Source organism: Foetidibacter luteolus (assembly GCF_009650435.1).
Classification (GTDB): domain Bacteria; phylum Bacteroidota; class Bacteroidia; order Chitinophagales; family Chitinophagaceae; genus Foetidibacter; species Foetidibacter luteolus.
Genome location: NZ_VVIP01000064.1, coordinates 1 through 19,162, shown reverse-complemented (window position 1 = coordinate 19,162; position 19,162 = coordinate 1). Strand labels below are relative to the sequence as shown.

Sequence of the window (19,162 nt, the reverse complement as noted above, 5' to 3'; positions counted from 1 at the left end):
AATGCCTTATATTCGCGGTTTATCCCGAAAGAAAAATAAATTTCCGGATTATTTAATCACGACCCCCTCCTTAAATAAAAGTGCTCAAACCTACACCCATGTAACCGTTGTTCAACAACCGTATTTTTCGTTTGCTGCTTGTATTTCTTAACTGTAAAACCAAACTTAACATGCTTAACAGGAAATCTGCAAGGCAATGCATCCTGCTATTTGCCACCACGCTACTTTCATTCATTTACGTTACTGCACAATCACCAACCGGCACTGTAAAAGGTACCGTTAAAGACGCGTCTGGTACCGCACTCAGCGGCGCTTCAGTAACTGTACAAGGCAAAAACATAGGCACAGCTACAGATGGCTCCGGCGCTTACACTTTGCAACTTGCCCCCGGCAAATACACATTGAGCATTTCGTATGTAGGCTTTCAAAATTATATTACCAATGTTACCGTAGTTGGGGGAGAAACAATAGAACAAAGCGTATTGCTGGTACAAAGTTCAGACCTGGCAGAGGTTACCGTAGGCACCCGCAGCCGATCGCCACGTACGGCAATTTCAACACCCGTACCTGTGGATGTAATACCTGTAGCGCAAATAGTGAATGATGTAGGACAGGTTGACCTGAACCAGATTATGACTTACCTGGCCCCCTCTTTCCAGTCTGCAAGGCAAACTATTTCCGATGGTACAGACCATGTGGACCCGGCACAATTGCGTGGCCTTGGGCCCGACCAGGTATTGGTGCTAATTAATGGCAAGCGCAGGCACCAGTCTGCCCTGGTAAACGTAAACGGAACAGTAAACCGCGGAACTGTAGGCACCGATATGAGCGCTATACCTGCCAGTTCTATTGAACGTGTAGAGATTTTGCGTGATGGCGCTGCCGCACAATACGGCTCTGACGCCATAGCAGGCGTTATTAATATTGTACTGAAAAAGAAAACAGGCTTGCTGGATGTAAATGCATCCTACGGCATGTACAATACCAGTTACGACAAAAATTATGCGTTGTATAAGCTAAATAATATCAGCAACGATCCTTCCGAACACGTAACAGATGGCAAAACTTTCCAAGCAGCTTTAAATTATGGATTTGCTGTAGGCGCCAAAGGATACCTTAACCTAACGGGCGAATACACCCAGCGTGGGGCCACCAACCGTACAGGTACTTATACCGGAGCTTTGTACCCGAATGTAGGCGGCGTAAACCGCGATGATTCAATTCTTAATGCAAAGGGGCTTACAAGAAACGAGTTTGACATGCGTATAGGCAACTCAGAGATGAAGGGCGGAGCACTATTTTACAACTTTGCTTATCCTTTTGCTGATGGCAAATCTGAACTGTATGCCTTTGGCGGTTACAGCATTAAGAAAGGCAATGCTGCCGGGTTTTACCGCTACCCTACTTCTGTAGTATCCGGTGCAACCAAATATGCATCCGATGTATTTGCTCTTTATCCTAACGGCTTTTTGCCTGAAATTGCTTCCGCTATCACTGACTTTTCTACCGCTATCGGCCTGCGCACAAAATTTTGGAAGTGGGATTTTGACATCAGTAATACTTACGGTATAAACAGGTTTGATTTTGATGTAGAAAATTCCATTAATTACACACAATTTGCTACAGGAGAAACCACAAGGCCGCAAACAAGTTTTGATGCAGGCGGGTTGAAATTTTTCCAGAATACCATAAATGCGGATCTCTCAAAAAAATTCGATGTGCTGGCAGGGTTAAATGTTGCCGGAGGGTCTGAGTTCAGGATAGATGGGTTTGGCATTACCAGCGGCGAAGAAGCTTCTTACAAAAACTTTGATATACAATCCGGCGCTACCGGCGGGGCACAGGTTTTTGCAGGGTTTGTAAATACCATTGGCGGTAACAAAACACGTAATGCTTTTGCCTTTTATACTGATCTTGAGCAGGAGTTTACCAAATCTTTTATGCTAACAGGCGCTTTGCGTTATGAGCATTACAGCGATTTTGGCAGCACGCTCAACTATAAATTTTCAACCAGGTACAAACTGCACCGCAATTTTAATATAAGGGCATCTGTAAGTTCCGGGTTCAGGGCGCCATCCATGCAACAGCAATATTACGCCAAGACAAATACCCTGTTTGTAACAGAGAATGGCAACCTGGTACCTAAAGAGAGCGGCACTTTTACCAACGACAGCAAGCCTGCGCAAATACTGGGCATACCCAAACTAAAACAGGAAACCAGCCAAAGCTATTCCGTAGGCTTTACCGCAAACCCAGTTAAAGGCCTAGACATAACTGTGGATGCTTACATGATTGATATAAATAACAGGATTGTACTAACAAACAATTTTGGCGATGGTGGAAATGCAGAATTAAGGGCCCAGCTACAAGCTGTGGGCGCAAGCAACGCTAACTTTTTCGCCAATGCGGTAGATACCCGTTCCAAGGGCCTGGAGGCAGTAGTAGCTTACAACGCAAACCTGGGAGCGGAACATTCCCTGCGCACTACCCTGGCAGCTATATTTATAAACAACGAAGTAAAGAAGGGCGCAGATGGCAAACCCATTGTGCACGCATCGGATATACTGGTAGAAACAAACCAGGTAGGCGCCTACTTTAATCGCGAAGACCAGAGCCGCATGGAAGTAGCTAACCCGAAAAACAAACTTAGCCTTACGTTTAATTACAAGCTTAAAAAGTTTGGCGCCATGCTGCGCTTTGTAAACTTTGGCAAAGTGCAGTATCTTGATGCTACGGTTAACCCGGCTAATCCTTCAGCCTTTCCGGTAAATGCCTTTACAGGGCAGAAAGAAACGCTGGACCAAACCTTTGGCAGCAAGTTGGTTACAGACCTGTCTTTTTCGTACCAGCTAACAAAAGAGTTGGGCATAACCCTTGGCGCTAATAACCTGTTTGATGTTTACCAGGATATGCATACCCATTCCGGCAACTTCAGCAATGGCCGTTTCGTGTTTAGCAGAAGGGTGCAACAAATGGGTTTTAACGGCGGGTACTATTTTGCCAGGGTAAGGTTTGCAATTAACACCAAAACCAAATAATACGTAGCTGCGTAACTAAATTGTAGCCGCTGCCAAAATATAGTAAGACTGAAACTTTTAAACGTTATTCGGAATGTTTAAAAGTTTCAGCCTTTTGCTGTTTCTCACCAAAGATTTATTTGGGTATCCGCCGCAATCCCTCACCCGAAAGTGAAACATGCTGTTTTTACGCTCAACACAAAATTTCAAGCATTTTTGCAGGGATACATTAGAGATAAACTCAGGTCATCGCTATTCAACGGCCTTAAAGCGTGCCAGTGGCGCCATGCGGGCTTTATTAAGTGATAAAGCCGTATCGCTTACCGTGTAGTTATCAGCGCTGCCCAGCACTTTCTTCAACCCTTCCTCAACGGTCATGTCGGCGCAGGCCATCATGGTGGACATGCCTTGCCTGAACTGGATGCGCATTGTTTTTTCATCTATTGTATACTTTCCGCCCAGGCCGTTGCAGCCGCCATTGGCCGCGTAAGTGCTGTCTACTTTATTAAACATAATAAATGGCTCTTTGCCATTTACGGCAGTGGCAACAGGCTGGCCCATTAATTCTACAAGCTGCCATTTTTTACCGGTAACGGATGCTTCAGCCGCAACAGATGAGGTGGTTTTTTTTGAGTTTGAACAGGCGGTAACGATGATTGTAAAAAACAAAACTGTTATGGCGGTGGCTGGTGTTTTCATATAGATTTTTATTTAAACTTAAAGAATAATGTGTGAATGAACTGATAGTAAGAAACAATTAATTTGCCGCATGACCATACGAAATGTTGACACCAACCACCTTACCGGCCTGCTGGAAATGGCTTGCGACCTGTGGCCAGACACGGCAAAGGAAGACCTGGAAAACACTTTGCAAGAAGAATTTAATTCTGACAGGCACCATCATTTTATCGCCGTGGATGATAATGATGAATGTATAGGTTTCATCAGCCTGTCCCTGCGTTCAGATTATGTAGAAGGCTCTTCCGGCAGCCCGGTAGCCTATATTGAAGGCATTTATGTAAAGCCTGCCTACCGGCGCCTACATGTAGCAGAGGCACTGGTGCAGGCTGGCATTGGCTGGGGCCGCCAAAAAGGATGCATGGAAATAGCATCTGACACACCGGTTAACAACACTGAAAGCCAGCACTTTCATGAAAGGATTGGCTTTCAGAAAGCCGGTGTTATTGTGCATTATATCAGGAATATTGGTTGATGTAGCCTTGCTTCGGGCCCCATAAAAAACCTCATTTTCCGGGCGCTGTTATTATTGCCCCCGAATCACTACTTTTGCGCCTCAAAAAATCAGTTGCAGGGCAACTGCCATCTTACAAACTACAAACTTATATATGGCTTTACAAGCAGGCATCGTGGGGTTACCAAATGTGGGCAAATCAACACTGTTTAACGCGTTGAGCAATGCCAAAGCTCAGGCGGCCAATTTTCCGTTCTGTACCATTGAACCCAATGTGGGTGTTATCACCGTGCCGGACGAGCGGCTGATTGAACTGGAAAAACTGGTAAAACCCAACCGCGTTGTACCTACCACCGTTGAAATTGTTGACATTGCCGGGCTGGTAAAAGGCGCCAGCAAGGGCGAAGGCCTGGGCAACCAGTTTTTGGGAAACATACGCAATACTGATGCGATTATACATGTGCTGCGCTGCTTTGATGATGACAATGTTATCCATGTGGACGGTTGCATTAACCCTGTTCGTGATAAAGAAATTATTGATACCGAGCTGCAGTTGAAAGACCTGGATAGCGTGGAAAAGAAAATTTCCCGCACAGAAAAACAGGCCAAAACAGGCGGCGATAAAGAAGCCCAACGTGGGCTGGAAATTTTACTGGCTTTAAAGTCGCACCTGGAACAGGGCAAGAATGCCCGTGCCTTCGAGGTTACGCCGGAAGAAAAGGCCAAACATGTGGATGATCTTTTCCTGCTTACCATAAAACCTGTTATTTATGTATGTAACGTAGATGAAAAAAGCGTGGTAAGCGGCAACAAACATACCGATGCGGTAAAAGAAGCCGTTAAGAATGAGAAAGCCCAGATACTCTTCATAAGCGCAGAGATTGAAAGCGAGATTGCCGTAATGGAAAGTTACGAAGACCGCCAGATGTTCCTGGAAGATATGGGCCTGCATGAAAGCGGCGTGGCAAGGTTAATCAAATCAACCTACCTGCTGCTTAACCTGGCCACCTACTTTACTGCCGGTGTACAGGAAGTTCGTGCATGGACCATCACTAAAGGTATGCTGGCGCCCCAGGCTGCCGGGGTAATACATACCGATTTTGAAAAAGGCTTCATTCGCGCCGAAGTAATTAAATACACAGACTTCGTTAAATATGGCTCTGAAGCAGCCTGCCGCGATAATGGCAAACTGGCTGTGCAGGGCAAGGATTATATAGTGGAAGATGGGGATATCATGCACTTCAGGTTTAACGTGTAACTTATTATTAATATAAAAAAGCCGGGGGCTTAGTAATAGGCCCGCGGCTTTTTTATGCACAGTGCGCAGCATCATTTTAATTTAGCCACCTGCTCATTATAATACTTAACGGTTTGTATAACCGAAGGCAGGTTGCTGGGTTGGTCTTCCGCATCACGCTCTATGTAAATATGCCCTTTAAAATTTTGCTTGCGCAGTTCTGCGAATACAGCGGGAAAATCAACCACACCCGTACCTACAGGCACGTCCTTAAGCGCAGGGTCGTTAAAGGCCGCTATGTCTTTAAGGTGTATACCAATAATGTGGCCGCTTAGCTTCTTTACAGCATCCACAGGGTTAATGCCGCTTTTAGGCCAGTGGCCAAGATCCGCACAGGCGCCAAAATTAGGGTGGCCCTGTATGGCCAGTAAAACCGTATCAGGGTTCCAGTACTGGCTAACACCTTTCCAGTGTTCATGTATGGCCACTTTAATACCGTAAGCGCCGGCAAGGCTGTCTATGCCGTCCCACATGTTTATTGGCGGCTCGGCGGTTACAAATTGCACACCCAGCCCTTTGGCTATGTCAAACTGTTTCTTCCAGGATGCCAGTGTGGTATCGCCGGCAATGTATATGGATTCGCAGGTTAGCCCCTTAGCCGCAATCATTGATTTCAGTTTGTCAATACCGGCGGGAGACAGTTGCATTACCAAAGAATCTTTCAGCTCAGGCCCGGTGGCGTGAAAGGTATTGGGTTCAATGTATTTCAGCCCTGCGCTGTCAACTTTATCCAGCGATTGAGGAAAGTTAAACGTGTGAAACGTCCATAGGGCAATCCCGAATTTCCAGTCTGTTTGCGGGTTAATACCGGCGGTAGCGGCGGTGTCAGAAGTATTGTTTTCGCTTGATGCACCATTGTTGCAGGCGGCAAACAAAAAGCTGGCCAGCAACAGGTAAAAGGCTTGTTTCATGGTAGTCTGTTTTGCGGTAGGGTGAAGTTATCGAATCAATGATACTATCCCTTCATCCCTGTGCTTTTTTTTGATACCGGCATTATCTTTCATGGCATCGTCCCTTGCGTCGCAATCCTTTCATCAGTATATCAATGGGTATCGTTCCGTTCGCGGTGCTGCATGCTGGCAGGTTATATTCCACTTCGGGTGTTACAATTTACAGCAGGAAAAAACATTCCGGAAAATAACAGGCTGCCGCACAATGTCATTAAGTTAAGGAAACAAGTGTCAGGTTGAGCTTGTCGAAACCGGGTTATTCAAACCGCTTTTTCACCAATCCGCCTTCGACAGGCTCAGGCTGACAGCTTAACAATGGCATTGGACTGCCGCACCAAATAAAGGGACTGCCGTTTTTAATTACCGCATAATCATTTTACCCATTATATTTATGCAAACGATTACTGCCTATGCGGATAACATCGCGGTTCCGGTACCCGGTTATTTTTTTTGCCGGCATCCTGCCCCTTACCATTGCTGCACAGCAACCAACCGACAGCCTTGAAACAGTTGCCGGTGTTGAACATGCCATTCAGCTATACCATGATTTTCTATCGCCGGAAACCAGCCTGTACAACGGCATTGAGTATGTGGATTACGCACACTTGCTGAAGGAAGGGCACCCTTTCTTTGATGCTTCCGCGTTTGCGAAAGGTAGCCTTGTGTACAACGGCATCATGTATAACGATGTTGAATTACTGTACGATGTAGTTAAGGATGAAGCCATCCTGCATGCACCAGGCTATATAGCTAAAATGCAGCTATTGAAAGAGCGGGTTAGCAGTTTTTCAATAGGCAGCAGGCATTTTGTGCGCCATGTGCAGGACAGTTTGCATGCATCTCCCCCAACCGGCTTTTACAATGTACTGTATGATAACGGCATACAACTGTACCAGAAAAAAATCAAAACCGTGCAGGAAAACATAAGCACCAACCAACTGGAACGATATATAGCTGAAACTACCGGCTACTTCCTGAAAAAAGGAAATGCCTGGTACGCTGTAAACAGCAAGGGGGCTGTTTTATCTGCATTAAAAGATAAAAAGAAAGAACTGCAGCAGTTGATAAAGCAACAAAATTTAGACATAAGGCACAATAAAGAAGAAGCCCTGAAACAAATAGTTGCTTACTACAACAGCATAACATCAGGCAAAAACTAATGCGGCAGGATATGGTATATATGACCAGGCAGTATAAGCCATTTACGCAACCTGTGTTCCGGCGGAACACTTTGCGGGTAGAACATGACAAGATGTTACCCTGCGTTCCAGAGGAACGCTTTGTGCTTTTACCGGCGGGGATGGGTGCAAAATGTTTTATGGAACATAAACAGAGCGTAATGATCATTGTACCGAATCCTTTACAGGATAAATGCCGATTGCGTAAAACAAACCTGCTGCACCTTAGCGCCAGGGATAGCAGTGAAAACCCCGCTGAAGCATTGTGCAGGGGTATTGTGGCGGAGTTGTAACGGATAGCCCGGCCCGCCCTGTATTTTGGCGGGGGCGCCCTTACACTAATTTCCGTCATTGCCATAACAGGCAAAACTTAAAAAACAATAACAACCAAAAACTAAAGCTTGAAACCACTGACCAACACACGAACAGGAAAACGGCATGTGCAACCTTTGGCTGTTTTTTTACTTGCCGTTTTGCTTGTTATTAATTATACCCCCACAAAAGCGCAGGCAACAGGCACACCACTGGTGTCCGGTAGTTTTGTTAACCTGCCCGCCAAAGATTTTTTACTGCAGCTTGAGCAGCAAACCGGCTACCGCATTTACTTTGACACAGCCCACCTGGATACCCTGAAAATAACGCTTGACATAACAAAACAACCCTTACTGAAAGTGCTTGACCAGGCATTTGCCAACACGGGAATAGAATATGCGGCAGATGTGGACAACAGCATTTTTATAAGCCGCGGCCTTAAAGTACAAACTGAACTGCCCGCCGGTTACTTTGCAGGCAACAGGCTGGCTATCCAGGATACTGTGGACAGGCAACCCGCCCTGCCGGCGCCAGGGGTAAAAGCAAAACCCCAGCTTGCACAGGGCAGCAAACTTTACGAGATTGGCCAATCAACTTCAGCAGGCGGGGGCCAGGTTACCATTGCCGGCTATGTGCGGGACAGCAAAACCGGCGAACCGGTAATAGGCGCCTCGGTATATATTGAAAATCCTTCTGTTAGTGTGCTTACAGACCAATACGGCTACTACTCCATAAGCCTGCCCAAAGGCCGGCATGTACTTAACATACAAAGCATAGGCATGAGGGACACCAGGATGCAGCTGCTGGCCAAAGGTGATGGCAAACTGAACATTGACATGCCGGCACAGGTAATGACGCTGAAAGGTGTTACCGTATCCGCCCAAAAAGCACGCAACATTAAAAGCCTGCAAATGGGCGCCCAAAAAATTGATATAGCAGCCATTAAACAGGTGCCGGTGGTGTTTGGCGAGGCAGATGTGTTGAGGGTGGTGCTAACCATGCCCGGCGTAAAATCAGTAGGCGAAGCCAGCACCGGGCTTAATGTGCGTGGTGGCTCGGCAGACCAAAACCTGGTGCTGTACAACGATGCCACTATTTACAATCCCTCTCACTTTTTTGGTATGTTCTCCGCCTTTAACCCGGAAGTGGTAAAGGATGTGCAGCTTTACAAAAGCAGCATACCTGCCAAATATGGCGGGCGCTTGTCATCAGTGGTGGAAATAACCAGCCGTGAAGGCAACAAGAAAAAACTGGCCGGCAGCGCCGGCATTGGGCTGCTTACCAGCCGCCTTAACCTGGAAGGGCCGCTGGTAAAAGACAAATCATCTTTTGTGCTGGGTGGCCGCGCCACTTATGCCAACTGGCTGCTTAACCTGCTGCCAGACCAATACAAAGACAGCAAGGCCGGCTTTTACGATATCAACCTGGATATTCACCATGAATTCAACAAAAAGAACACGCTCTACCTTACAGGTTACCTAAGCAGCGACCGCTTTAACCTTAACAGCGATACGGTATATAAATACGGCAACCAGAACATATCGCTAAAATGGAAACACATTTTCAACAACCGGCTGTACGCTTTGTTTACAACCGGTTACGACAGGTATAAGTATGATATTTACAGCGACAAGAACCCGGTGAACGCCTATTCGCTGGGCTTCAACATAAACCAGTCTTACTTTAAAACCCACTTCAATTATTTTGTGAACAGCAGCCACACCGTGGAGTTTGGCATCAGCAGCATTTATTACAAGCTAAACCCCGGCCTGTACCAGCCACTGGGTAAGGAATCGCTGGTGGCAAGGGATGAAATGGAAAGCGAACAGGGGCTGGAAAGTGCAGTATATATAGGCGACAGGTACACCATCAATAACAACCTGTCTGTTGAAGGCAGTGTGCGTTACTCACTGTTTGGCTTTATGGGGCCGCATACGGTAAATTATTATGCGCCGGGACTGCCCAAAACAGAAGACAACATGATAGAAAGCAAGGCTTACGAAAGCGGCAAATTCATTAAAACCTATGGCGGGCCAGAGCTAAGGTTGTCTGCACGTTATGCTTTCTCCAACACGGTATCGGTAAAAGCGGGGTACAATACACAGCGGCAATACATACACATGCTGTCTAACACCGCCGCTATGGCGCCCACAGATATTTGGAAACTAAGCGACCCCAACATAAAACCACAGTATGGCGACCAGGTATCAGTGGGGTTGTACAAAAACTTTAAATCCAACACCATAGAAACCTCTATTGAGGTTTATTACAAACGCATACAGGATTACCTTGATTTTAAAAGCGGTGCCGTACTGGTAATGAACCACCATATTGAAACGGACGTGATGAACACCAAAGGAAAGGCTTACGGTGTGGAATTGCTGGTAAAAAAATCTACCGGAAAGCTGAATGGCTGGTTTAGTTACACTTACTCCCGAACGCTGCTAAGAATGAACGACCCGGCCAGCGGAGAAGTGATTAACCGTGGCATGTGGTACCCCACCAATTACGATAAGCCCCACGATGTAACGCTAACCGGTAACTATAAATTCTCACACCGTTTCAGCATATCGCTTAACAGCACTTACAGTACAGGAAGGCCTATTACCTTACCTATCGGCCGTTTTTATTATGCAGGTGGCCAGAGAACTTTGTTTGCCGACAGGAATGCTTTCAGGATACCAGCTTACTTCCGCACGGATTTTTCCATGAACATAGAAGGCAACCACAAAGTGCATCAGAAAACGCATAATTCCTGGACCATCGGCGTGTACAACCTTACCGGCAGAAAGAACCCTTATTCAGTATATTTTACTTCTGAAGACGGTTTGATTAACGGTTACAAGCTGTCCATCTTCGGCAGCGCCATTCCTTACATCAACTTTAATATCAGGTTTTAATTATGATAAATTGTAAACAAATATCTCGTCTTTTAGGTACGTTACTTTTACTGGCGGCCTGTAAAGAACGTTACGACCCACCCAATATATCCCCCGCCACAGGCTACCTGGTGGTAGAAGGGTTTATCAACAGCGGCGCGGCAACCAGTACGGTCATCACATTGTCCCGCACAGTAAAGCTGGAAGAAACGCAAGTGGTGCATGAAGCAGGCGCGGCAGTGAACATTGAAAGCGAAAACGGAGAAACTTACCCACTGCAGCCGGGCGTTAGCGGGCAGTATTCTTCACAACCGCTTACCTTAAACCCGGCCTCCCGTTACAGGCTCCGCATTATAACAAGCGATGGCAAAGAGTACCTGTCTTCCTATACGCCGGTTAAAACCGGGCCGCCCATAGACAGCATTACCTGGAAGCGTGAAGAAGGTGGCGTGCAGATATATGTAAACGCCCATGATGAACAAAACAACACCCGTTTTTACCAATGGAAATTTGAAGAAACCTGGGAATTTTATTCCAGCTTTTCCAGTTCATTAATATATACAAAAGACCAACTTGGCAGGCCGGTAGGGGTTGCATACCGTTACCCGGACCATTCCATTAATGACTCCATCTATCAATGCTGGAATACGATCTATTCCAGCAATATTTTACTGGGCAGTACAGAAAAACTGGTAACAGATGTTGTGTACCTGCCTATGCGGTTTATAGAACCCGCTTCCGTAAAACTAAGCTCACTTTACAGCATCAAATTAAAACAATATGCCCTTAGCCGGGAGGCCTACCAGTTTATGCAGAAGATGAAAAAGAATACAGAACAGCTCGGCTCTGTATTCGACCCCCAGCCTTCCGAACTCCGCGGCAATATTGAAAATATAAACGACCCCAGCGAAGTGGTTGTTGGCTTTGTAGATGTAACCGAGGAAAAAGAAAAACGCATCTTTATTTACAACAGGGAGGTGCCGGGCTGGGGATATAATGCCGGCTGCAGGCAAGAGGAAATTGACAACCACCCTGACAGCATCGCTAAATATGGTGCGGGTCTTCTTCCGGCCACTCCTAACAAAATGGGGTTATTTGGCGCCATCCTTACTTTTTACGCATCAGACCCTGTGTGTATAGACTGCACCATGAGGGGCACCAATGTTAAACCCGATTTCTGGCCTTAAACCACCACAAGCAGTAATGCCCATGCACTTTAGTTTTATCAGCAAACGAAAATACCGGTTAAGCCATCCGCTTATCATCATTGTACTTGCCTGCGTAATAAGTAATGCGGCCGCACAGGACCAGGTGCAGGAAACAGCAAATGCATTCAGCCGTTATACCCGGCAATCCCCGGCAGAAAAAATCTTTGTGCACACTGACAAATCTTTATACATAGCGGGAGAAATCATTTGGTTTAAAGCCTATACCACAGATGCCACACTTAACAAACCGCTGAATATAAGCAAGGTTACTTATGTCGAAATACTGGATACGGCAGGCAAAGCCATTATGCAGGCCAAGATAGGCATGCAGAAAGGTTCCGGTAACGGTTCTGCCTATCTGCCGCTCACCATCAATTCCGGCAACTATGTACTGCGGGCCTATACCAACTGGATGAAGAATTTTAGCCCGGCTTTCTTTTTTGAAAAACCGCTAACCATCATAAACACGCAAAAAATTTCACCAGCAGTACAGGGTATCAAAAAAGACAGCTTCAATGTGAGCTTTTTCCCGGAAGGGGGAAACCTGGTTCACAATATCAATGCTAAAGTTGCCTTTAAAGCCGCAGACGCTTATGGCAAAGGGTTTAACTTTCGTGGCAGCCTGCTGGATGATAACGATACCCTCCTGCATTTTAACCCGCTTCACGCAGGCATAGGCAATTTTAGTTTTACGCCGCAGGCCGGCCATGTTTACAAAGCGGTAATACAATTACCCGCGGGTGGCAGCCTTATTAAAGAATTACCAGCGCCCTACCCTACCGGTTATACCATGCAGGTAAACAACGAAAGCGGCGCCATACAGGTAATCGTTCAAACCAATACCGGCAATACTGCACCGGTTTACCTGTTCATACATTCACGCCATGTGGTTAAATATAACGCTGCGGCAACGCCTGTAAATGGCAAAGCTGTATTCAACATCAACAAACAAACACTCAACAGTGGTATTTCGCACCTTACCGTTTTTAACAGCGATAAAAAACCAGTTTGTGAAAGACTATTCTTTAAGCCGCCGCAACAGCAACTGCGCATCAGCCTGCAGGCAGAAATGCCCACGTATACAACCAGGAAAAAAATTGATATTTCCTACACTGCCACAGGCAGCCATGCCGGCGACAGTTCCAACCTTTCAATGGCGGTGTACCGGGTAGATTCACTGCAGCCGCTGGATGAAACCTTTATTGACCAATACCTGCTGCTGGCTTCTGACCTGGCAGGCCCCATCGAAAATCCTGCATGGTATTTTACCGATACATCTGCGCAAACAGAGGAAGCGCTGGACAACCTGCTGCTAACCCAGGGATGGCGCAGGTTTAAATGGCAGGATGTATTGCAAAACAACAAACAGTATTTTACCTACGTGCCGGAATATAACGGTCACATAATTACCGGAACGGTTACCAGCCAGCCTACTGGGAAACCGGTAATGAATGTAGAAACCTATCTTTCGGCGCCCGGCCTAAGAACACAGTTTACAACGGCAGTTAGCGATAGCAGCGGAAAACTAGGCTACGAAATGAAGAATTTTTATGGCTCTGGCAGCATAACCCTGCAAACCAGCCAGGCACGTAAAAACAATTACCAGCTTACCATCAACAATCCTTTTAGCAGCATGCCTGCAACAACTGTTCCGCAACTATTCCTGTTGCCGGCCGCCAACCCGGTAACCCTGCAACAGCACAGTTTAAGCATGCAGGTGCAAAACATATACTCGGCAGAAAAATCAAACAGGTTCAGCCTGCCTGTCAGCGATACGTCTGCTTTTTATCTTCACCCGGATGCTACTTACTACCTGGATGACTATACCCGTTTTACCACCATGGAAGAAATACTGCGGGAATATGTAAAACTGGTGAACGTTAGAAAAAGGGAGGGTATTTATTACCTGGATGTGTTCGATTTGTCTGGCAATAAAATATTAACCAGCAATCCACTGGTGTTGTTAGATGGTGTGCCCATACAGGATATGAATGAGCTGTTAAAACTCGACCCACTTAAATTACGAAAGCTGGATGTGGTAAACAGGCGGTATATAATGGGGGCTACCATTTTTGATGGCATCCTTAACTGGGAATCCATCAATGGAGATATGGCAGGCTACACCCTGCCGCCTGCCGCCATTACATTAGATTATGCTGCCCTTAACGAAGAACGCGAATTTTACAGCCCCGTTTACGATATGCCTGCCAATGCCGGTAGCCACCTGCCGGATTTCAGGAATCTCCTGTATTGGAATCCTAATATCACTACCTCCGGCAGCAACACACAACATGCTGTTTTTTACAGCTCCGATTTACCGGGCAAATATGTTGTTGTGTTGCAGGGTATTTCCGCAAGCGGCCTAAGCGGCAGCCAGGTCACCAGTTTCCAGGTAAACAAGTAAGCGGACAATGCAGGTACCGGCATTATCTTTCATGGCACCGTCCCTTGCGTCGCAATCCGTTCGTCGGTATATCTATGGGCATCGTCCCGTTTCCGGTATAAAAGGCTGGTATAGCACATAGTTTCCACTATTCAACGTGAGTTTCGAATCTTTTATACTCATATTCGGATATATACTAATAAAAATCAGATAGGATCATTCGTTATAACTGAATTATCAAGCTTAGTATGTCTTGCCGAAGAAAATTCTACTGCTGAAATCACAGTAGTACAAAAGCTTAATCAGGGCGAATGGAAGAAACGTGCTGTATATCGTTTCTCCCTTGACTTTTTTTGTTACTTTTTTGTGTCAAGCCTGTCCCGGACTTGTTACGGGGACAAAAAAGTAAAATAGTGTTTTTCAATACAGGTTTGTGCGGCACCCAAAACTCACGTTATTTAAGGTCCGTCTTGCAAAGCCGTTTCCGGCCCCTCTTGTTTGGGGTTAGGGTGAGGCCGGGCAATAATGATAGTTTTGCATGGGTACAACCCGGTATTTCCTGCCAACTTATCAATAAATTCGCAACATTACTTACCTGCCAAACGGCAGTAAACAAAACAGCAATTGTTATGAGCGACGACCTTCGTTATCCCATCGGGAAATTTACACCACTGCCCTTCTCTCATGAGCAGAAAGAAAAATGGCTGCTCGACATAAAATTTTTGCCAGATGATATGGAGCATGCCGTATTAAACCTGGATGCACAGCAACTTGACACACCTTATCGCGAAGGCGGCTGGAAAGTAACACAACTGGTACACCATGTGGCAGACAGCCACATGAATGCCTATATACGCTTCCGCCTGGGGCTAACTGAACAAAACCCGGTTATTAAGCCTTACGAAGAAGGCGAATGGGCCAAACTGCAGGATAGTGAACTAATACCCATCAATGTATCGCTAACATTGCTGCACTGCCTGCACCAGCGCCTGTACGCATGTATTAAAGACTTAACCGTAACACAGTGGGAACGTACCGTTTTTCACCCTGAGCATAAAAAACAAATCAGCCTGTGGGAACTGCTGGGCATGTACGCCTGGCATGGCCGGCATCATGTTAAACACATCACAGCGTTAAGAGAAAGAAGGGGCTGGTAGTGTTTAAAAAGCTGGCTTAACAGGCAAAGGCATAAATGTTGCAGCACGTAATAGCATTGCAATACATTACACACTAAAACCACACACATGGGCGAACATCTGAGATGGAAATTACTCTCATCAGAATATATATCTAAGGAAGACTGGTTTACCGTAAGAAAAGACACCTGCGAAAAACCCGATGGCAAAATTGTAAACAATTACTACGTTTTTGAATTTCCAGAGTGGGTAACCTGCCTCGCCATTACCGATGATGGAAAAATAATACTGGAAAAACAGTACCGCCATGCGGCCGGGGAAATATGCATAGAATTGCCCGGCGGTTGTGTGGATGCCACCGATGATACCCTGGAAGATGCCATACGGCGTGAGATGCTGGAAGAAACCGGCTATGCTTTTGAAACCATGCATTACCTGGGCAAAATTTCCGCCAACCCTTCCACCAATTCCAACATGATGCACATGTTCATAGCCACCGGCGGCAAACTGGTGCAGGAACAGGAACTGGACCATAACGAAGAAATAGAAATTTTCCTGGCCAGCTTTGAAGAACTGTTCCAGCTAATGGAAGAAAAACGCATCCTGCAATCCATGCACATGAGCACCATTTTTTACGCTTTGCGCTACCTCGACAAACTTAAATACAGTTAGTGCCGGTTAATCCGGAATGTACAGCATCAATTGTATAATAGCCCGAAGGGCAATGTCATTAAGTTAAGCCCCATCGGGGCTTACTGTTTGTAGAAACAAAATCATTCAGATGAACGGATGCCACGGAGTGGCTACCCAATCGTCGCTTAAGGGCAGCCGCTATGCGGCATAATTCCCTTGTTGTATGCTATTTCCACAAACATGTAGCACCAACGGCGCAAAGAACAATGTCTTTCTTCTTAACTTAATGACAATGCCCGAAGGGCTAAATGTGAATAGCCCCGGATGAAATCCGGGGTTGGCATTTTAGGATGCCACATCCAACCCCAAAGGGGTTGAATAATGCTATGGTATGTTTTTGCCCCGGTTGCAAAAAAATAAACACTAATAAAAGAATGAGTGTACCCCGCTCACAGTGTTTTGGTAATTTTAATGGCTCCTCAAAGCTTTAACCTCTGAATTGCCATGAAAAAATCATTTGTCTTTATCGTATCATGTATGATGGCCGCTGCCGCCTTTAGCCAGCAATCAACCGCCGGAATTTTTGATGGCCATGCCGATGTTGGCAATGTGCTGCACAAGGGCAATGCCGTTTACAATAACAGTACGCAGGAGTACAGTATTTCCGGTGCAGGTACCAACATCTGGTTTAACAGGGATGAATTTCATTTTGCCTGGAAGAAGCTAAAAGGAGATTTTATTGTACGCACCACAGCAGCTTTTATCGGCAAGGGCGTGGAAGCGCACCGCAAGTTGGGCTGGATGGTGCGCAGTTCGCTGGATACATCATCAGCGCATATAAATGCCGTTGTTCATGGCGATGGGCTTACATCACTGCAATTCCGCCGCACTGCCGGCGCACAAACGGAAGAAATTAAGTCGAAAATTACAGCAGCGGATGTAATACAGTTAGAACGCAAAGGCGATACCTACACCATGTCTGTAGCACGCAACGGAGATTTGTTTTCTACTGAACAATTGGAAAGCTTAAACCTGGGGGACGAACTGTATGTCGGGCTCTTTGTTTGCTCCCACAATCCGCAGGTTACAGAAACAGCAGTGTTTAAAAACGTACGCATTATTAAACCGGCGCCCGCCACACTGGTGCCTTACAAGGAATACTTAGGCAGCCAACTGGAAATACTGGATGTGGCAGCAGCTACCAGTAAAATTGTTTACCAGTCCCCACGCTCCCTGCAGGCGCCCAACTGGACGCTGGATGGCAAAGCGCTTATCTACAACAGCGAGGGCCTTTTGTATACGTATAACCTGGCCACCAACCAGCCAACCGTGCTTAATACAGGCGCTGCCAGGCGCAACAATAACGACCATGTAATTTCTTTTGACGGTAAAATGCTGGGCATAAGCAGCCATGTAGATACTGAAAAAAATGTTTCTATCGTTTACACCCTGCCCATTACCGGAGGCGAGGCAAAACGCATTACACCAAAAGGGCATTCTTACCTCCACGGCTGGTCGCCGGATGGTAAATACCTTATTTATACCGGCCAGCGGGATGGCGAGTTTGACATTTACCGCATCTCCGCCGATGGTGGTGAAGAAACCAGGCTTACCACTGCCAAAGGGCTGGATGACGGCTCAGAATACTCCCCGGACGGGCAATACATTTACTTTAATTCTTCCCGCACAGGTACAATGCAACTGTGGCGTATGCGGCCGGATGGCAGCAGCCAGGAGCAGGTTACCAACGATTCTCTCAACAATTGGTTTCCACACATTTCGCCGGATGGTAAGTGGATAGCATTCTTAAGCTTTGGCCGCGATGTTAGCCCAACCGACCACCCTTTTTACAAACAGGTGTACTTACGTTTAATGCCTGTAACGGGCGGCCCATCCAAAGTGATAGCCTATATCTATGGCGGGCAGGGCACCATCAACACGCCCTCATGGTCGCCAGACAGTAAACAACTCGCCTTTATCAGCAACAGCAATTTGCTCTATGATATTTTTCCGGTAGAGAAAAAATAGGCTTGGTTTCTGCCCTTTATTCTCCTGGCGACAGCTACAACAAATTGCATCTTGCTCCTATAAGATTTTTTCGGGGGCGTCCTCGTGCTTCGGGCCGGGCTTTCCGCTTCAATCCCTCACCCGAAAGTGCAACACGCCGTTGCTTTCACTAACAGTTTATAAGGTTGAAAAAAGGCAAGAGACCTGCAATCTATCGGGGCTGAAAAGATGCCATAAAAAACCAACCGATGAAGTGATTGCCAGCCAGCTCTGTTATTTTATTTTGGTACTGGCGAACCTCCTTCGTCGGTTTGCGACGCAATCCCGAAGTTTCAGCTTTTTTATTGGGACAATTCATTTTAATGACGGGCAGTTTTTTCCGTTGGTTTCAGAAGAGGGATGGGAGAGTTTAATAAAGTTATTTTTGGCGGCTTTTTTGATCGGATTAAGTTGCAATAGGTTTCAGTATCCTATAACACGAATCCCGGCAATTTTTTTCAATACTTTGCCGCCATAAATAATTTTAGTTATGGCAACACAATCATACCATGGTAACCTGCCGGAAATTGATTTACAGTTATTAAACATCAACCCGGCAGATGCCACTTCCTGCAAACTGCTGATGCTGATAGAAGGCGTATACGGTATTGGCGTGAAGCGCAGCATTGAAAAATACGGCTATACCGAGCAGCGCTACTACCAGTTGCTCAAAGCATTCCGGCAATCCGGCAGCCAGGCGCTTTTGGATAAAAAACCCGGCCCCCGCCAAAATTCCCGCAGAACAGAACAAATAGTACAGCAGATTATCCGGCTGCGCTTTTTGGACCCCGATGCCCCTGCTGCCGTCATCATGCAGAAACTAAGGCAGCAAAACCATGTTATCAGTTTACTCAGCGTGGAACGCACCATACAGGAATACGGCCTTCAAAAAAAAACTTTACCAGTTAAATCCCGATAAACAATGCAGGGA

At 46.2% G+C, this 19,162-nt stretch carries 14 protein-coding genes; 12 read left to right on the top strand and 2 right to left on the bottom strand.

The features are described from left to right. Positions 1 to 170: 170 nt before the first annotated feature. The gene (locus tag F0364_RS21130) at positions 171 to 3,038 is read left to right on the top strand and encodes a TonB-dependent receptor (RefSeq protein ID WP_153799807.1); all 2,868 of its coding nucleotides are present in this window, start codon (positions 171 to 173) and stop codon (positions 3,036 to 3,038) included. Between the two features lie 231 nt (positions 3,039 to 3,269). Here the strand turns inward: F0364_RS21130 and F0364_RS21125 are convergent, their stop codons facing one another. After that, positions 3,270 to 3,716, bottom strand: coding sequence for an META domain-containing protein (locus tag F0364_RS21125; RefSeq protein ID WP_153799806.1), 447 nt, complete (start codon positions 3,714 to 3,716; stop codon positions 3,270 to 3,272). A 70-nt stretch (positions 3,717 to 3,786) separates the two neighbouring features. On the opposite strand from F0364_RS21125, the gene aac(6') reads away from it, so the two are divergent. After that, positions 3,787 to 4,230, top strand: a complete 444-nt coding sequence (aac(6'), locus tag F0364_RS21120; RefSeq protein WP_153799805.1) for an aminoglycoside 6'-N-acetyltransferase — start codon at positions 3,787 to 3,789, stop codon at positions 4,228 to 4,230. Positions 4,231 to 4,363: 133 nt separating this feature from the next. Continuing rightward, the gene (ychF, locus tag F0364_RS21115; RefSeq protein ID WP_153799804.1) at positions 4,364 to 5,467 is read left to right on the top strand and encodes a redox-regulated ATPase YchF; all 1,104 of its coding nucleotides are present in this window, start codon (positions 4,364 to 4,366) and stop codon (positions 5,465 to 5,467) included. A 71-nt stretch (positions 5,468 to 5,538) separates the two neighbouring features. On the opposite strand, the gene F0364_RS21110 is transcribed toward ychF, so the two are convergent. Next, positions 5,539 to 6,417: a sugar phosphate isomerase/epimerase family protein gene (locus F0364_RS21110; RefSeq protein ID WP_153799803.1), complete on the bottom strand. Its 879-nt coding sequence runs from the start codon at positions 6,415 to 6,417 to the stop codon at positions 5,539 to 5,541. A gap of 449 nt (positions 6,418 to 6,866) precedes the next feature. Between F0364_RS21110 and F0364_RS21105 the strand changes: the two genes are divergently transcribed. The 9 genes from F0364_RS21105 to F0364_RS21065 all read left to right on the top strand — a co-directional run bounded on the left by F0364_RS21105 (position 6,867) and on the right by F0364_RS21065 (position 19,150). Further along, entirely contained in the window at positions 6,867 to 7,616 is a 750-nt protein-coding gene (locus F0364_RS21105; RefSeq protein WP_153799802.1) for a hypothetical protein, read from the top strand. Between the two features lie 158 nt (positions 7,617 to 7,774). Further along, a complete protein-coding gene (locus F0364_RS21100) occupies positions 7,775 to 7,927 on the top strand; it encodes a hypothetical protein (RefSeq protein WP_153799801.1) in 153 nt (50 codons plus the stop codon). A 108-nt stretch (positions 7,928 to 8,035) separates the two neighbouring features. Next, a complete protein-coding gene (locus F0364_RS21095; protein WP_235921187.1) occupies positions 8,036 to 10,846 on the top strand; it encodes a TonB-dependent receptor in 2,811 nt (936 codons plus the stop codon). Positions 10,847 to 10,848: 2 nt separating this feature from the next. Continuing rightward, positions 10,849 to 12,012 (top strand): DUF4249 domain-containing protein, encoded by a 1,164-nt coding sequence (locus F0364_RS21090; RefSeq protein WP_153799800.1) that lies wholly within the window; start codon positions 10,849 to 10,851, stop codon positions 12,010 to 12,012. Then, positions 11,987 to 14,437, top strand: coding sequence for a hypothetical protein (locus tag F0364_RS21085; protein ID WP_153799799.1), 2,451 nt, complete (start codon positions 11,987 to 11,989; stop codon positions 14,435 to 14,437). Before F0364_RS21090 ends, F0364_RS21085 begins: the two co-directional genes overlap by 26 nt. A 608-nt stretch (positions 14,438 to 15,045) precedes the next feature. Continuing rightward, positions 15,046 to 15,573, top strand: coding sequence for a YfiT family bacillithiol transferase (locus F0364_RS21080; protein WP_153799798.1), 528 nt, complete (start codon positions 15,046 to 15,048; stop codon positions 15,571 to 15,573). Between the two features lie 87 nt (positions 15,574 to 15,660). Next, positions 15,661 to 16,224: an NUDIX hydrolase gene (locus tag F0364_RS21075; protein ID WP_153799797.1), complete on the top strand. Its 564-nt coding sequence runs from the start codon at positions 15,661 to 15,663 to the stop codon at positions 16,222 to 16,224. 465 nt (positions 16,225 to 16,689) lie between these two features. After that, entirely contained in the window at positions 16,690 to 18,213 is a 1,524-nt protein-coding gene (locus tag F0364_RS21070; RefSeq protein WP_153799796.1) for a TolB family protein, read from the top strand. A 508-nt stretch (positions 18,214 to 18,721) separates the two neighbouring features. Further along, the gene (locus F0364_RS21065; RefSeq protein ID WP_153798833.1) at positions 18,722 to 19,150 is read left to right on the top strand and encodes a helix-turn-helix domain-containing protein; all 429 of its coding nucleotides are present in this window, start codon (positions 18,722 to 18,724) and stop codon (positions 19,148 to 19,150) included. The last annotated feature ends 12 nt before the right edge of the window (positions 19,151 to 19,162 follow it).

Coding starts and splice junctions, on each gene's coding strand:
- F0364_RS21105 (WP_153799802.1), top strand. CDS start 6,867: ATGCGGATAACATCGCGGTTCCGGTACCCGGTTATTTTTTTTGCCGGC.
- F0364_RS21110 (WP_153799803.1), bottom strand. CDS start 6,417: ATGAAACAAGCCTTTTACCTGTTGCTGGCCAGCTTTTTGTTTGCCGCC.
- F0364_RS21080 (WP_153799798.1), top strand. CDS start 15,046: ATGAGCGACGACCTTCGTTATCCCATCGGGAAATTTACACCACTGCCC.
- F0364_RS21070 (WP_153799796.1), top strand. CDS start 16,690: ATGAAAAAATCATTTGTCTTTATCGTATCATGTATGATGGCCGCTGCC.
- F0364_RS21075 (WP_153799797.1), top strand. CDS start 15,661: ATGGGCGAACATCTGAGATGGAAATTACTCTCATCAGAATATATATCT.
- F0364_RS21125 (WP_153799806.1), bottom strand. CDS start 3,716: ATGAAAACACCAGCCACCGCCATAACAGTTTTGTTTTTTACAATCATC.
- F0364_RS21090 (WP_153799800.1), top strand. CDS start 10,849: ATGATAAATTGTAAACAAATATCTCGTCTTTTAGGTACGTTACTTTTA.
- F0364_RS21130 (WP_153799807.1), top strand. CDS start 171: ATGCTTAACAGGAAATCTGCAAGGCAATGCATCCTGCTATTTGCCACC.
- F0364_RS21085 (WP_153799799.1), top strand. CDS start 11,987: ATGTTAAACCCGATTTCTGGCCTTAAACCACCACAAGCAGTAATGCCC.
- F0364_RS21065 (WP_153798833.1), top strand. CDS start 18,722: ATGGCAACACAATCATACCATGGTAACCTGCCGGAAATTGATTTACAG.
- F0364_RS21100 (WP_153799801.1), top strand. CDS start 7,775: ATGGAACATAAACAGAGCGTAATGATCATTGTACCGAATCCTTTACAG.
- ychF (WP_153799804.1), top strand. CDS start 4,364: ATGGCTTTACAAGCAGGCATCGTGGGGTTACCAAATGTGGGCAAATCA.